Below are 16,140 nucleotides of genomic sequence, written 5' to 3' on the forward strand. Positions count from 1 at the left end.
TTGTTTTATATGCTTATTTTTAGTGGTGATTTTATGTAGTTTTACAGAATTAAATTGATATGTAAATAAATTTAACAGAAAGGAATTGACTTATGAAAAAATCAATAAAAATTATTGGAGTCATTACTATACTATTACTAATCATAGCTCTATTATTCCCCACATGGACTTCGCAAATAAAGGGTAATAACAGTATAAGTACATTAGAACAAGTCGAGATAAATGGAAGTGATCATGAAATTATGATACGTGGCAAAGATAAGAGTAATCCAGTTATTATCTTTGTTCATGGTGGACCAGGTTCTTCAGAAATACCGTATGCTCAAAAATATCAAGACTTACTGGAAGATAAATTTACGATTGTTAATTATGATCAAAGAGCAAGTGGAAAATCGTATCATTTCTTTGAAGACTATTCAAATCTTTCATCAAATCTACTCGTGGAGGATTTATTAGCTATGACGGATTACGTTTCAAAACGTCTAGGCAAAGAAAAAGTAATTTTAATAGGCCATTCTTATGGTACATATATTGGAATACAGGCTGCCAACAAAGCTCCTGAAAAATATGGAGCATATATTGGTATTGGACAGATGAGTGATACAGTAGAAAGTGAGATGGATAGTTTAAACTATGTTATTGAACAGGCACAAAATGCTGGGAATGCGGATGAGGTTTCACATTTAAAAGGGTTAACTGAACAAATTAAAAATGGCGATACATATACCCCGCGAAATTATGTTGCGAAATACGGTGGAACTTCAAGACTTATTGAAAATCCAGATGGTGATAACATAGGGATGTTATTCAGTAATGAATATAACTTGTTTGACGTAATTCGTTATAACTATGGATTATCCTATTCTCAAACAGTTTTATTAGAAAAAGATTTAAAGAATCCATTACCTACTAAAGTAACTAAGCTGAATCTACCGTTTTATTTTCTTATGGGAAAATACGATTATAATACTTCATTTCTTGCAGCAAGAAAATATTTTGATATGATTGAAGCGGATAAAAAAGAATTTATTACTTTTGAGAAATCAGCTCATTATCCGCAATTTGAAGAGAAGGAAAAGTTTTATAAATGGATGTGCGAAACATTCGTCAAGTAAATCAAATGTATCCGAACTTTAGGAAATTAAAAAAATTGAGAGATTAAGTAGGTATTAGCGAGAATTTTAAAGATTTTAGATAAATATCCACGACAAATTCGTGAAGCAAAGAAAAATGTAAAGACTCTTGTATGTATGAACAAGGGTCTTTTTTTTAGCTTGTTTTTTATAAAGAAGGAAAAGATTGGATAATGGTCGAAAAATATAACAAGACTTCCGATAAATGACTGAAATAATAATATTTTGTCGAGAGAAAGGATATTGAGTATGAAAGAAATGCTACAGTTATTTTGAAAGAAAGTGTATGCACGCTTTTTTCTAGCAAATATTTTAGAGCGACTCGGTTCTATGATTGCCGGAATTTCTTTAATGTTTTACTTGTCAGATCAATACGGTGTAGCAACAGGTATTAATCCAAATGGTAAATAGTTTGTATGCTCTATTTGGTTTATTATTATCTGTTACGTGCCTTTATCAAGCTATATTACCTAGTGGGCAAAAGAGAGTGCAGGGTATAGCTGAAGAGATGTAATATGTCTAACTTTTTATTTCTGAATATTCTATTAAAAAGTAAGGGGAATAGTTATGTTGATGCGAACTGCTAAGTGGTGTGGAATTACTTGTTTACAATTATTTGCTGCAATCTTATGTATAATCTGTCTAGGTGCGCTCCCACGGTTATTTAAGGGATTGCAAATTGATTTAATCGGTTTTTGGAATGCAATCATAAATGTAGGAGAGAAATTACTTCATCCAACTGAAATTACATATGGGTTTCAGGTACCGAAAAAATTGTTTCCGCAAATTTGGATTCATTATATTGAAACGATGATAGTATTTCTTTCAGCTTTTTTACTTTCTTTATGTATAGCATATGTACTTGTTGTTTTTGTGCTGCAGCGTTCTCATATGAAACAAAGAATTTGGAATGGGATTTTTCTAACCCTTGAGAGCATACCAGATATTTTACTTATTTTATTATCGCAACTTCTTGTCATACTTATTTTTCAAAAAACAGGATTTATGCCAATCAAACTTGCTGGATTAGGGGAAGAAAGAGTACGTTTGTTACCGATTATATGTCTTACAATACCGACAACGTTATTGTTTATTAAACTTTTGTTATTAAGGTTCAGAGAAGAATTAGAGAAAGATTATAGTATGTTTGCCAAGAGTAAAGGGTTAAGCTTACGGCATATTTTGACACATCATATTTCAAGAAATGTTTTATTGACGACAGTTTATTATGCGAAAACAAATATTTTATTTATGCTATCCAATTTATATATTATTGAATGGATTTTTAACACATATGGAATGTTTGTATTTGTAAAAGAACATTCGAACATAGAAATTTTCACAGTAAGTTTAATTTTATTATACGTACCGCTTTTTGTAGTATTTCGTTTATTACATACGTTCTTACAAAATGTTATAAAGGAGCGGGTATAGTATGTGGCAAGTTGTAAAAAGGGATATAAGATTTTGGTTTGGTGTTACTTTTTTAAGTGTACTTATGATTGTTAGTATTGGGAATACGTTGTTTTTTGATGGGAATATTCGCGAACTAACGATGATGTATAACGAAAAAGGAGAATTGGAGGCTGCTCCATTTTCACCATCAAGTGAATTTTGGTTTGGAAGTGATGCGAAAGGCCGCGATCTTTTTCAACTAATAATAGAGGGAGCAAAATGGACAGTTGGAGCAAGTATAGTTATTGCAATTTTACGTATAGTGATTGGGGGAGGGATAGGTTTATTACTTGGTATGTACAGTAAACGCTCATTCCCAGTTATCTCATCCTTTTTTGATCCATTCAGTATTGTACCAATGGTTATGATTTCCTATTTTATTTTAAAGGAAGTTTTAATGTTTGACAGTGGAGAGGCAGCTGCTCCGTTTCATTTGCGAGTTGCGTTTCAAATTATAGTTCTTGCATGTCTTGCAGTACCGACAGTTATGTTGTATGTAGCGCAAGAAGTCAAGCGTATTAAGAAAGAAGAATTTATGTTGGCGGCAACAGTGCTTGGAGGAAGTAAGTGGCAAAGACTGAAGCGTCATGTATGGCCGCATATGTTACCATCATTTCTTTTATTAGTAGCCCAGCAATTTGTTAGCACTTTATTACTTCTCTTACATCTGGGTTTGTTGCGATTATTTTTTGGCGGAACAATAATCTTTGGCGGTATAGATGCAGATAGTGTAACAAAAGAATGGACAGGGTTAATTGGTCAAAACTTCCGTCACTTAACTACTCATACATGGATTGTACTTATTCCGATTGCTTTCTATAGTATGACAATCTTGTCAGGAAATCTTATTAGTAATAGTATGCAGGATGCAATTAAATTAGGGAATGTTAGAAGAGCGAAACGGAAGGATAAAGAAGTGAAAGTAGAGAAACAAATACAGCCTACCGTGAATGATTTTTCATTTCATAGAGAGGTATCAAAATAGGGAAAGGTAGCTGGAGACAAAAAGTTTTCAGCTACCTTTTTTATATTTTAAAGTGGAGGTAGATCAATCTTACCTTCTTCAAATAATTCTTTTATCATATGTTTCGTATAACCAGCTGCTTGACCAAATGTGATTTTTGCTGGCATTGGTGCTTCATTTACATCTACAACTACATCAATAATGCACGGTTTATTTTGTTTAACTGCATTTTCAAAGGCGGGAAGTAAGTCATCTAAATGTTCTACTCGGTATCCAATACCACCGCACGCCTCAGCATATTTTGCGAAATCAGGATTCGTTAAGTCTGTACCAAATTCAATATTTCCCATAACTTCTTGTTCAAATTTAATCATAGCAATTTTATTATTGTTTAATACAACGACAACAATTGGTAGTTTATATTTAACAGCTGTTACGAAGTCATTCATTGTCATTCCAAACCCGCCGTCACCACAAACTGCAAACACTTGTTTATCCGGGAAAGCAATTTGTCCAGCAAGTGCACCAGGTAAACCGCAGCCAAGTGTTGCAAGCCAACTAGAAATGATAAATTTCTGGTTTGTCATACGGAAGTGCCTTGCAGTCCATACTGTTACATTTCCGACATCGACTGAAAGAATTGCGTCATCTTCTGCTACTTTCTGCAGTGCATGCATAACTCGCTGTGGTTTAATTGGAGTCGAAGAATCTTCTTCTTGATTGTGTAATTTTTCTTCCCACTTTTTCATCATTTCTTGATGATGCTCTAAGAAGGAATGGTCCTCGTGTTTTTCTACATTTTCAATTAACCATTTTAATGTTTTATCAGCATCACCAGCTAAGCCGATATCTGTCGTATAACGTTTCCCGATTTGTGCGGGGTCTGTATCAATATGAAGTGTTTTTGCTTTTTCGGGTAAGAAACCAGTGAACGGATAAGAAGTGCCCACCATAATTAAAGTATCTGCATGTTTCATTGCTTCATAAGAAGGTTTCGTTCCGATTAATCCTAATCCACCGATACAAAGAGGGTGTTCATCAGGAACAATCCCTTTAGCTGGTAATGTAAGTACGATTGGAGCACCGATATGTTCTGCAAATGCAAGCAAAGACTCTCTTGCATGTTTAGCTCCTTTCCCGGCTAAAATAACAGGTTTTTTAGCTTCATTAAGTGCGAGTTTTGCTATAGCTAAATCTTCTTCTTGCGGAAATATTTCAGGTAATGTAAAGGAAGAGTTTGTAATACGTGCACCATTTTTCACTTCGAATTTCGGAACATCATCTGGAATTGTAAGAACTGATACACCTTTTTTTGTATATGCCATTCGAATAGCTTGATTCACTACAGCAGGTAACTGTTCAGCTGACATTATTCGTTGGTTATAAACGGCAACATCATCAAACATTCTTTCTAAGTTTACTTCTTGGAAAAAATCCGTTCCGAGTAAATCGGTTTCTACTTGTCCTGAAATTGCTAGTACGGGAGCTTGATCGAGTTTGGCATCGTATAAACCGTTTAATAAATGAATAGCCCCAGGTCCTGCAATAGCCATACAAACACCAAGTTTTCCTGTTAATTTTGCATAGGCTGCCGCTGCTAACGCGCCAGCTTCTTCATGGCGAACTTGAATAAATTTAATTTTATCTTGTTTTTTTCTTAAAGCTTCAATTATAGAATTGATGGAATCTCCTGGCATACCATATATGTGTTCTACACCCCAGTCAATTAAAAGATCCACTAATGCTTCACCGGCTGTTTTACTAAACATAATCGTTCCTCCTTATAATAGGTAGATACTATTATGTTTTGGAGAAAAAGGAAAAATATACAAGTAATATAACTTATTTGTTTTAGTGATGTCCAGTGAAAAGAGTGAAGACTGTTATTAGTAAAAATCCACTAATAGACCACGATAGAAACGGAAGGAAAGGTAGCTGTTTTTTTGCTTTCCAAAGCATTTCGTGAATTGTGACATAGCCAAGAGAACCAATTGCGCTTCCCATAATAAGTCCTTGTAAATGGAGAGCTTTCCCGTCCATCATAATGCCAAAAACAGTACCGGTCCCTAGGATAAGAGAAAGTAATAAAGTTGTTAATAAAAATGAAATGTATTTATGTTTTGTAAAGAGAAATGGAATAATTAAAGCTAACCCTTCTGGAATATGGTGAATGACAATCGCAAGTAAGAAAGGAATGGCAGAGTCATTATGATTTATAAACGCTGTTCCTAACGCAAATCCACTCGGCATATTATGAATGAATATAGCGAAAGAAAGAAAAAGGAAGGTTTGCCATGCTTGTTGATCTTTCTTATGTATAATCGGATGATGGCAATAGTTATCTAATAAGCTCATAACTAAAATACCGATAGCTATACCGAGCATAGGCCCAATTATTTCATAGCTTGAAAATGTTTCAGGAATAATTTCAAGTGATAATAATCCAAGTAAAATCCCACCACATAATGCGTATAAACGATGCATCTTTTCTTCAATTAGTTGGCGTGTTACTACTCCAACAGCACCTCCTAATAGTAATCCACCGAACGAAAAAAACGTAACGATTATTGGAATCCATAGACGTTCCATATTATCACACTCCGATTCTATACCCTTAATTTCAGCTTACTAATGGGGGAGGGAGATTAGTCCAAATAATTATGTTTGATTATAGAGAAAAATCTATCAACTCGTTATAATCTATATATCGAATTTAACAGAAGATGCGAAATGGGGAATAAGATTGCAAACAAAATGGAGTTTATCCCGCTTTAACGGGCAATAAGACTCCCATCTCAAAAGTCAGGGAATGCGAGGCAGTTAGACGGGAGGTCAACTGCCCGTAAAAGCCCGATTGGTTCAACTAATAATCAGTGGGGGATGGACACTCCCCACTGATTAAAGTTTCACTTTATCCGAATGTGAGAATCCAGAACGGTATGATGTAGAAAATAAAAGTTTGTCAGATTTTCCGTTCTTACTATCATGGGTGCAAAAACTAAATATACAAAATGAATGGATTCTAGATATAGCCTGTGGAACAGGGAGAGTTACAATTCCATTCATAGAAAACGGATATCAAATGATTGGTGTAGATATACATGAAGGCATGCTTACTGAAGCGAAGAGAAAATCAACAAGTTATACGAAAGGGAAATGGTTACAGCAAGACTGCTTGCAATTGAGCGTCGAAGAAACAATTCCGTTAGCATATATGGTTGGCCATGGATTCCAGCATTTTCTTACGAATATACATCAAAATCAGTTGTTAACATCTATTCATAATGCATTAGCTGAGAATGGTATATTTATATTAGATACACGTTTTCCTTCAAAAGAAGAATTAATGCAACCATCTACAGAAGAATATTGGACAACTATTACAGATGAAAAGGGAAGAAGATGTGATTTATATACTGAGCTGAATTATGATTCAATTCAGCAAATACAGCACTACATAACAACAAGAAGGTTTTATGAGGATAATACGCTAGTAGAGGAATTGAAAACAACGATTGATCTTCGCTATACGTATCCGCAGGAGTTAGAAAGATTGCTAGTAGAGAATGGATTTGAATTGTTACATATATACAATGATTGGGATGGGAATGAGTTGCAGGAGGATTGTTATTCTATGGTGGTAGTTTGCTGGAAGAAAAGATAGGGATGCTGAGTATTAGTTGATAAGTGACATAAAGAAGTGCTCCTAAGAATATAAGAAAAGACGCGTTTATATAGAAACGCGTCTTTTCTTATATAGTAAGTTATTAGAAAAAATGATCAAACTGTATTTCACATTAACAATAGACTATGTGTCTTTGTTTTTATTGTAAGGAAGAATAAGAGGAGCTGCAGTGGGGTGTTACGGTGGGGACTGTGAAAATACAATTATAGAGAAAATGAAGGATAGCGTCATAATCAAATGTTGTTTACTGTGCTATTAGAGTTTTATATAATATACAAATAAACAAAACTGGATATTTGCCATTTTAGAGGGACATAAAAAAATGTCCTGGTATTTAGATAATATTTATGAGTTAAATAAAGAAAAACGAATGTAATAAAAATTTACTATACTAACTTTATGGAGAGTAATGTTATGAAAGCAGAAAAAATACTTGAAACACTAGATAGGTACGCGGGGGAGTTTGATTTTCCAGTACTTGATAACTATAATTTTGACTTAGCACAATCCAGAATATCTGTTTTTCGAGAGGAAGACAAGTGGTTCATTGTATTTGAGGTTGTGGGCGTTGATGCAAACCTTGAGATATCGAATAACTTCTATGTGTATAGTAATAGCATGAGACAGCAAGGGTTTTTTTCATGTTTTGATGAAATCTTAACGCTGGTAAATGAAGAGTATTGGTACGATGATGAAGATCGTTTCCTTGTAGATCCTTTTCATATGGAGCTACTGTTGAAAGGAGAACATATTACCTTAACACCGACGGTAGAAGAGTATAAGCGTTTAGGAATTGAAACGGATTCATTTCATCCTACCAAACTTATTCGTTATTTAACTTCTGTATATAAGGAGAAATTCTGGATAAAGCCCTCGGACATGTTAGATGAAATCAATGCAGAATTTAAACCAAATCTATTTTATCAAACAGAAGAATGGGAACATCCTGATGTTAGTGATGATCAAAAACCGAGTGAGAGCATATTCTTTCAAAGTTTAGCTAAAGCGATTGAATTAAATAATGTGAATTTGATAACTGTAGGGAAAGTAAATAATGATTGGACCAATTGGACATGGAGTGATTTTGAAAAACAAGAAGAGGATGATCTTTAAATCAGAAGATGAGGAAAAGATAGAATGTGTTGGCATAGGTTCATAGTAAATCAGCTGTTCTCGCAGTAACGCTTATTTTTGTAAACGTCCACTAAATGATAACATTTCTACATCCTAATTCAATTTGTATATAAGATAAGGAGCTACTCAGTAGCTCCTTATCTTATTATTTGTTCCGTAATAAACGCATACTGTTAAGGATTACAATAAGTGCAGCGCCTGTATCACTTAGGACAGCCATCCAAAGAGTAAGCCAACCTGGGAAGATAAAGGCAAGGGCGATAAATTTAATAATCAATGAGAACCAAATATTTTGTTTTATGATGTGCAATGCTTTCCGACTTAGTTTCATTGTATAAGGAAGTTTTTCAAGATTATCTGCCATTAATACAATATCTGCCGTTTCCATTGCGGTATCAGTTCCTGCACCGCCCATTGCAATCCCTAGGTTTGCAGTAGCGAGGGCAGGGGCATCATTTATGCCGTCCCCAATCATAGCCACTGTTTTTCCTTCAGATTGAAGTTGTTTGACAGAATGAACCTTATCTTCTGGAAGTAAGTTAGCAAAATAGCGATCTACTTTTGCTTTCTGTGCAATGTGTTCTGCGGTTCCTTCATTGTCTCCTGTTAACATAACAGTTTCCCGAATACCTGATTGTTTTAATTCTTGAATTGTTCCATAAGTAGTAGAACGAATGGAATCTGCTACTGAAATCATTCCTAAAATGACTTTGTTCGTTCCAACAAGTATCACGGTTTGACCAATTCTTTGCATCTCCTGAATCGGTTCGTTCCACATTTGAAGTGAAACTCCAAAACCTTCATATAATGCTTTATTTCCAGCGTAGTATGTTTCGCCATCTATCGTTACTTGCGCACCTTTTCCTACAATGGTGCGGAAGTCTGTTCCGCTTTGGATAGAAGTTTGATGCTCTTTCGCATATGCTGTAATTGCTTTGGCAATGGGATGATTAGAGTATTCTTCAATTGTTGCTGCGATGGATAATAACGCATCTTCAGTACAATCTACGCTGCGTACATGCATTACTTTTGGTTTTCCTTCAGTCAATGTTCCTGTTTTATCAAACGCAATAGCATTTAATGAACCTGCGATTTCTAGAGCAGTACCACCTTTAATGAGTACACCGTTTCTTGCTGCATTTCCAATTGCAGATACAATAGCAACAGGAGTTGAGATAACTAAAGCACAAGGACACGCAACAACAAGAAGTTCTAATCCTTTATAAAACCATTCCATCCATTCGCCCATACCAAGAAGGGGAGGGATAATTATGACACCAATTGCTAATACAAAAACGATAGGTGTATAGATTTTTGCAAAACGATCAACAAATGCTTCTGTCGGTGCTTTATTTTCCTGTGCTTCCTCTACAAGGTGAATAATTCGAGATAACGTAGTATCCTCAACAAGTTTAGTGACTGTAATCTCAAGAGAACCTTCATCATTAATCGTTCCTGCATATACGGAATCACCAATTTGTTTATCAATTGGGATAGATTCACCAGTTATCGGCGCTTGGTTTACAGTAGAATTGCCTCCTATAACTGTGCCGTCTAATGGGATTTTTTCACCTGGCTTTACAACAATCGTTGTATTTACTGCAATATCATCAACGGATTTTTTTATAAGTTCAGTTCCAATTTTTATCCAAGCTTCTGATGGTGCTAAATCAATTAATCCACGAATAGATTCTCGTGTACGTTCAATTGATTTATTTTGTAGCGTTGCCCCTAATGCAAATAACCAAACAACTGTTGCGCCTTCTAGCCATTGTCCAATTAATGCAGCACCAATAGCGGCTGATATCATGAGAACGTTCATATCGAGCGATTTACTTCTAATTGCATAAAAGGCACTTTTAGCAGGTTTATAACCACTAATACCAATGCTCATAGCATAGAGAAGTGTAATAAGAAGAGGGGATATGATTGTAAAACTTCCTCCAAATCCTAAAGCTAAAAATAAACCTGAGAGAATCAAAGTTGTATTTTTTGATTTTGAAACAGGTGTTGCCCTTCTACGAGCTCCAGCTAGAGACGCTTCAAATCCTGCGTTAGACACTTCTTTTATAATGTCATCCACATTCCGGTCATGACGAATATGCATTTTTCCAGTAGCGAAGTTTACTCGAACTTCTTCCACGCCAGAAACGTTGTGTAGATGCTTTTCGATTGTTAAAGCACATGCCCCGCAATCCATACCTTCTACAAGATAAGTTTGTACGCCATCTCCTGATATTTTTTGAGTATTAAGAAGAGGTGATGGGTCACTACAGCAAGAAGATTTTGATGTCACTGGTTCTTTGGGTAGGTCTAATTCAGATGAACAACAGGTTTCAGTTTTAATAGAATTGTTACTACTACAGCAAGAGATTTCCTTAGTAATAGGGATAATTGGAATCTCTTTTTTTGAAGAGCAACACGATGAAGCTTCCGTTGCTAATTCTTCTTTTGTGGGTGCTATGGAAGAATCTTGACAGCAATTCGCTTGTTTTCTGCTCATCTTTTTATCTGTCATGTCAGTTCTCTCCTTTTTGAGATAAACAACCATCGTTTTTGTCACATGATGCTACTTCATTTTGTACCTCATGAAAGACAACATCGAACATTGTAAGTAACTGTTCAATTTGTGTACTGCGTAAGGAATAGTAGACATATTTTCCTTCTTGTCTACCTAGGATGATGCCGCATCCCTTTAAACAGTTCAGATGTTGTGAGATATTTGACTGATTTCCTTTAGTGATTTCTACAATTTGGGATACCGTTTTTTCACCATCTAACATACATTGAAGAATCTGAAGTCTTGTTTTATCAGCAAAGCTTCGAATAAATTTGGCTTTAATATCTAAGTCATTTGAGTTGCACAATCGTATTCACTCCAATCGTATTAGTCATTACTAATATGTTTATTCTTCATTCATATTAGCATTGGCTAATATGTGTGTCAAAGTGTTTTCGAAAAGTCTGATAAAAATTACTGCGCTTTACTTTTTACTGTGAGAAGGAATGTAAATAATGAACAAAAAATAATATAGTTAGTGGAAGCGAAGGGTATGGTATAGTGTTTGGTGCACGCATTAAGAGATTTTATGTAACAGGGAAGAGAAGCTTTTTGTTTAAATTTCAGGGTATACAAAATGTAAACGTTGACTGGGATTTATTTCTCATGCTAACATATAGATAATTTAATCAAGGCGGTGGAAATGTATTGGACTCAGATGTTGACTCGGATAGGTGGCTAAATGACCTCGATTTTCTCAAAGTACCCCTCATCATTTTGAGAATGTAGATTGTATACAATCTCATGTTAATGTGTATGAAATTATAGGTATGGAAAGAGAAAATATATCAGGAGGTGAATCCTTTAGTTTCAAGAAAGCTAAGGGAATTAGTTGGACATATTTAATTTAATCATGGTAGCGGTTTTAATCGCATGTACTGCATTTTTCGTGGCAATTGAGTTTGCTATTGTAAAAGTAAGAGGTTCAAAGATTGATCAATTTGTATTAGAAGGAAAGAAGGGTGCGCTGGCAGCTAAGAAAGTGACATCAAACTTGGATGAATATTTGTCAGCTTGTCAATTAGGGATTACAGTTACAGCAATGGGACTTGGAGCACTAGGTGAACCAACGATTGAGAGACTTTTACATCCTTTATTTGATAAGTGGAACATCAATCCTTCCATTGCAGGTGTATTATCTTTAGGAATTGCTTTTACTATAATGACGTACTTACATGTTGTAGTTGGTGAATTAGCACCAAAAACATTGGCGATTCAAAAGGCTGAGAAGGTTACTTTATTACTTTCGGCTCCGCTTATCTGGTTCTACAAAATCATGTATCCGTTTATTCGCTTGTTAAATGGCTCTGCAAGGATGATAACCGGAATGTTCGGCTTAAAACCTGCATCAGAGCATGATGTAGCACATACAGAAGAAGAATTACGATTGATTCTTTCTGAAAGTTATGAACGTGGAGAAATTAATCAAGCTGAATACAAATATGTAAATAATATTTTTGAATTTGATAATCGTATTGCGAAAGAAATCATGGTCCCTCGTACAGAAATTATAGGGCTACATGTAGATAATTCTTTAGCAGACCATATGAAAATAATCCGTGATGAAAAGTACACACGCTACCCAGTATTTGGGGAAGATAAAGATGAAATCATTGGCATGGTGAATGTGAAAGATTTCTTTATTCGTTATATAAATAAGGAAACAAAAGAATTCAGTTCTATTCAATCGTATACGCGTCCAGTAATTGAAGTAATTGAGACCATACCAATACATAATCTTTTACTACAAATGCAAAAGAAACGTATTCCGTTGGCTGTCTTATATGATGAATACGGCGGTACGGCTGGTATTGTAACCATTGAGGATATTCTGGAAGAGATTGTAGGAGAAATACGTGATGAATACGATGAAGATGAGCGTCCACCCATCCAGCAAATGAATGAAGGTCATGTTGTCGTAGAAGGTAAAGTATTAATTAGCGAATTAAATGATTTACTAGGATTACATATGAATGATAGTGATGTTGACACAATTGGTGGTTGGATTCTGATGCAGAATTATGATATCCAAGAAGGGCAAACAGTAAATAGCGAAGGATATGCATTTAAAATTCTTTCTAAAGACCCTCACCAAATCAAACGTGTTGAAATACAAAAAGAAATGTTGGAAGCAGCAACTGTATAGTTGCTGCTTTTTATTCAGCTGATAACATGGTAGCCCTCTTTATTAAATTCATTGATCAACTTTTTACCTGTTAACACATTACCGAAATAGGGCATGATTGTTTCCTTTGTATTCCAGGTTCAACACCCCTTCGATATTGTAAAATGTATCTCATTTATACAAATTGTAATATAATTTAAATGTAAATTCGTAGCGTAAAATAGATTGAAAGTAACAAATGTTGAGAAAGGATTCCCTTGTTGAAATTAGTATTTGTATTTCATTAGATAATAAAAAATGTAGAATGATTTCATTTCTGACATTGTTATTTACTAGTAATCAAAATACAAAATAAAGAATTTTCTCGGCTGGAAATTGTTACACAGTCATAAAATGGAGGCAATAGTTATGCAGCAAATTAAAAAAATAGGAAATTCATTTTGGTATATGACACCTGTTTCAGAGACAGATAGACCTATTTTAGGAATGGTAGTTGGAAAAGAAAAGACTTTGATGATAGATGCAGGTAATTCAGAAGCACATGCACAATTGTTTTTAGAAATGCTAAAAGAGCAAAATATCTCAAATCCTGATTTTGTAGCATTAACGCATTGGCACTGGGATCATATTTTTGGATTACCTGTATTACAAAATGCATTATCTATCGCACATCTTGAAACAAAAGAAGAGATGAGTACACTTGTTTCTTATGAATGGACAGATGAAGCGTTGGACGCACGTGTAAAAGAGGGTACTGAAATTGAATTTTGTGCAGATTGTATCAAAAAAGAGTTTAGTGAACAAGCGAGAAATATTAAAATTATTCCTCCAACTTTAACATTCCAGAATCAACTTGAATTAGACCTTGGTGAAGTGACATGTGTGTTAAAACATGTGGGCGGAGATCATTCACATGACTCTGTTGTCATTTATATTAAAGAAGAAAAGATATTGTTTTTAGGAGACTGTATATATGCAGACATTTTTTCTTCGAAGTGGAACTATACGACGAAACGAACGTTTACATTAATAGAAGAATTAGAGAAATTTGATGCTGAGACCTATATTCTTTCTCATGGGACAGCAATAAATCGAAATGAATTTTTGCAAGAGGTTCATTTGCTAAAAACAGTAGGAACTTATACGGAAACTCATAAAGGCGATGAAGAGAAGATAAAGGCAGCGTATAAACGAGACATGGATAGAGAATTAAATGAAGATGAGATAGAAACAATAACGTACTTTGTAAATGGTTATGAAATGGTTAATCTGTAAAACCTAACTCTAATTAAATTGATGCTTATTCTGATCAAATGCAATTTAACTGCACAAAAAGAGTATTGAAAATTAATTCAATACTCTTTTTAATAATTAAATATTTAGTCCCAACCAATTTCTAAATTTTTTTGCTGGCTCATCACCTGGGTTTATACGGCTTTCAACACTGGTTGTGATTAGCAGCTTTTTTAGCTAATTCAGTAATATATTCAAAGAATGCATCACGTTTCACATCATAAACGACATTTACTGGTCTTCCGTTAGCAATTTCCACTGTACGTCCTTGGCTGGGTCCGTATGTATGAACGATACTAGTAATCGTTTTTGTTTTTGCAAGATCAGCTCTCCCAACAAAAGCAGCAGTTAATACATCCCACAAATAGTAGGTAGAGTTAGTTGAAAAGTGAACGAGAGGGGGGACCATTGCATAACATTGACCAAGGAAATCGACACCAATATATTTACGGTCTTTTGCCCAGCGTTCACGTACGTCTAAGGTTAGCGGAACTTGGTTTGTACTTTCTAGTGTTACTAAATCAATTTTTATATTAGTGCCCCATACATGAGCGACTGCTTCGGGATCCCAAAACGAATTCCACTCGGCTGTTCCATCATGCCCAGGTTCATGTACGTTGCCCGCAGTACGAAATGTACCGCCGATCCAAACGAGGCTTTCAATTTTTTCTTTGATTACAGGCGCTTCATATAGTGCACGGGCAAGATCGGTAAGAGGACCTGTAAATAATAAAGTTGTTTTCTCCTCAGTTTGTAGAAGAGTTTCTATTAAATGGTGATGCGCAGGTTTGGCCGCTACGGGTGTTACAACTTTCCCAGACTCATTTAAAATTGGTAAAGCATCTACATAAAATGCATGCATCCGCCAGTCTTTTGGAAATGGATTTTTCCCACGAGAGTTTGACGCTGCTACTTCAATATTACCTTTTCCGAAGCGATCGATAATTTTACGACTTGCAGATAGCGCTGGTTCTAAATAGCAATCTGCTGGGATAATAGAAATACCTGTGAGGTCAATATTGTCCATCTGAAGTAATAGGAACAATGAAATTAAATCATCTACACCACCATCATGATTGAAGTACACTTTTTTCATCATTGTAATCTCCATCCTATAATATTTAGTCAGGAATTAAATATGAATTTGGGAAAAATCATCAATAATTTCTACCACTTCAATTCTCCCATTAATTAGTAGCTCAGGAAGTTCATTTCTAACGTTTCCTTTCCAATACTCTCTAGCCTGTTCAATTTTTTGAGCGAAAGGAATACCATCTTCTTTCGGTAAAAGATTTCCGTCACCTTCAAATGACCTTCCGATTACTCGTAGTTTAACAAGTTGCAAAACTTCTCGGTTGTAAGAATCAAATAACGCTTTCCATTTCAAAGCATCTTCATAGCTTTTGGAAGCATATAAGCAAGACAACCTTGAAGGGTATTCAGGATATTCTTGCAGCCTAACCATTTCGACAATCGTTTCTCTAACCGCTCTAATTGTTTGATCTATATAATTTATAACTACTTTAGCATTTTCATTATTTATATGTAATTCCTCATTAGTATAATGACTTTTTAAAATTTGAATGGAGTCTTCACCATTAGAATTTAATTGTTCTCTTTCAAAAAAGAAGTGATATAGGGTATTATTTTGATTTTTATCAAAGTGGATTGTTTGTCCAAGTTTCATTTTATTTTTTGTAACGATGTGATACGAGTAAAATTCAGATTCATTCATGTTATTAAACCTCCTATGGATAAGTATCATTAATTTTAATGGATGTTAAATTTATT

At 34.8% G+C, this 16,140-nt stretch carries 13 protein-coding genes and 1 pseudogene; 8 read left to right on the forward strand and 6 right to left on the reverse strand.

All coding sequences use genetic code 11. The features are described 5' to 3' along the window. Positions 1-92: 92 nt before the first annotated feature. The 4 genes and pseudogenes from EXW56_RS11425 to EXW56_RS11440 all read left to right on the forward strand — a co-directional run bounded on the left by EXW56_RS11425 (position 93) and on the right by EXW56_RS11440 (position 3,573). Positions 93-1,115 carry an alpha/beta hydrolase gene (locus EXW56_RS11425; protein WP_002200545.1) on the forward strand — a complete coding sequence of 341 codons (1,023 nt, stop codon included), beginning with the start codon at positions 93-95 and terminating at the stop codon, positions 1,113-1,115. Positions 1,116-1,382: 267 nt separating this feature from the next. Next, positions 1,383-1,511 (forward strand): annotated as a pseudogene (locus EXW56_RS27595) (MFS transporter); the annotation flags it as partial. A gap of 189 nt (positions 1,512-1,700) precedes the next feature. After that, a complete protein-coding gene (locus EXW56_RS11435) occupies positions 1,701-2,567 on the forward strand; it encodes an ABC transporter permease subunit (RefSeq protein WP_215597486.1) in 867 nt (288 codons plus the stop codon). A 1-nt stretch (position 2,568) separates the two neighbouring features. Beyond that, the gene (locus EXW56_RS11440) at positions 2,569-3,573 is read left to right on the forward strand and encodes an ABC transporter permease subunit (RefSeq protein WP_002200543.1); all 1,005 of its coding nucleotides are present in this window, start codon (positions 2,569-2,571) and stop codon (positions 3,571-3,573) included. A 47-nt stretch (positions 3,574-3,620) separates the two neighbouring features. Here EXW56_RS11440 and EXW56_RS11445 read toward each other — a convergent pair whose 3' ends face one another. Both EXW56_RS11445 and EXW56_RS11450 read right to left on the reverse strand, forming a co-directional pair. Continuing rightward, a complete protein-coding gene (locus tag EXW56_RS11445; protein ID WP_215597487.1) occupies positions 3,621-5,321 on the reverse strand; it encodes a pyruvate oxidase in 1,701 nt (566 codons plus the stop codon). Positions 5,322-5,403: 82 nt separating this feature from the next. Then, positions 5,404-6,141: a ZIP family metal transporter gene (locus EXW56_RS11450; protein ID WP_016120176.1), complete on the reverse strand. Its 738-nt coding sequence runs from the start codon at positions 6,139-6,141 to the stop codon at positions 5,404-5,406. A 370-nt stretch (positions 6,142-6,511) separates the two neighbouring features. On the opposite strand from EXW56_RS11450, the gene EXW56_RS11455 reads away from it, so the two are divergent. Together EXW56_RS11455 and EXW56_RS27600 are read left to right on the forward strand one after the other, a co-directional pair. Then, positions 6,512-7,216, forward strand: coding sequence for a class I SAM-dependent methyltransferase (locus EXW56_RS11455; protein ID WP_215597488.1), 705 nt, complete (start codon positions 6,512-6,514; stop codon positions 7,214-7,216). Positions 7,217-7,651: 435 nt separating this feature from the next. Next, a complete protein-coding gene (locus EXW56_RS27600) occupies positions 7,652-8,350 on the forward strand; it encodes a DUF7003 family protein (protein ID WP_002200539.1) in 699 nt (232 codons plus the stop codon). 166 nt (positions 8,351-8,516) lie between these two features. On the opposite strand, the gene EXW56_RS11465 is transcribed toward EXW56_RS27600, so the two are convergent. After that, positions 8,517-10,889, reverse strand: coding sequence for a heavy metal translocating P-type ATPase (locus EXW56_RS11465; protein ID WP_215597489.1), 2,373 nt, complete (start codon positions 10,887-10,889; stop codon positions 8,517-8,519). 1 nt (position 10,890) lies between these two features. Then, the gene (locus EXW56_RS11470; RefSeq protein ID WP_215597490.1) at positions 10,891-11,238 is read right to left on the reverse strand and encodes an ArsR/SmtB family transcription factor; all 348 of its coding nucleotides are present in this window, start codon (positions 11,236-11,238) and stop codon (positions 10,891-10,893) included. A 525-nt stretch (positions 11,239-11,763) separates the two neighbouring features. On the opposite strand from EXW56_RS11470, the gene EXW56_RS11475 reads away from it, so the two are divergent. Both EXW56_RS11475 and EXW56_RS11480 read left to right on the forward strand, forming a co-directional pair. Further along, positions 11,764-13,077, forward strand: coding sequence for a hemolysin family protein (locus EXW56_RS11475; protein ID WP_002200535.1), 1,314 nt, complete (start codon positions 11,764-11,766; stop codon positions 13,075-13,077). A gap of 387 nt (positions 13,078-13,464) precedes the next feature. Then, positions 13,465-14,331, forward strand: a complete 867-nt coding sequence (locus tag EXW56_RS11480) for an MBL fold metallo-hydrolase (RefSeq protein ID WP_002200534.1) — start codon at positions 13,465-13,467, stop codon at positions 14,329-14,331. Positions 14,332-14,494: 163 nt separating this feature from the next. Here EXW56_RS11480 and EXW56_RS11485 read toward each other — a convergent pair whose 3' ends face one another. Together EXW56_RS11485 and EXW56_RS11490 are read right to left on the reverse strand one after the other, a co-directional pair. Then, the gene (locus EXW56_RS11485) at positions 14,495-15,460 is read right to left on the reverse strand and encodes a nucleoside hydrolase (RefSeq protein ID WP_215597491.1); all 966 of its coding nucleotides are present in this window, start codon (positions 15,458-15,460) and stop codon (positions 14,495-14,497) included. A 21-nt stretch (positions 15,461-15,481) separates the two neighbouring features. Then, positions 15,482-16,084 (reverse strand): DUF2441 domain-containing protein, encoded by a 603-nt coding sequence (locus EXW56_RS11490; RefSeq protein ID WP_002200532.1) that lies wholly within the window; start codon positions 16,082-16,084, stop codon positions 15,482-15,484. Positions 16,085-16,140 lie beyond the last annotated feature (56 nt).

Source organism: Bacillus mycoides (assembly GCF_018742245.1).
In the GTDB taxonomy this organism is placed as follows: Bacteria; Bacillota; Bacilli; order Bacillales; family Bacillaceae_G; genus Bacillus_A; species Bacillus_A cereus_U.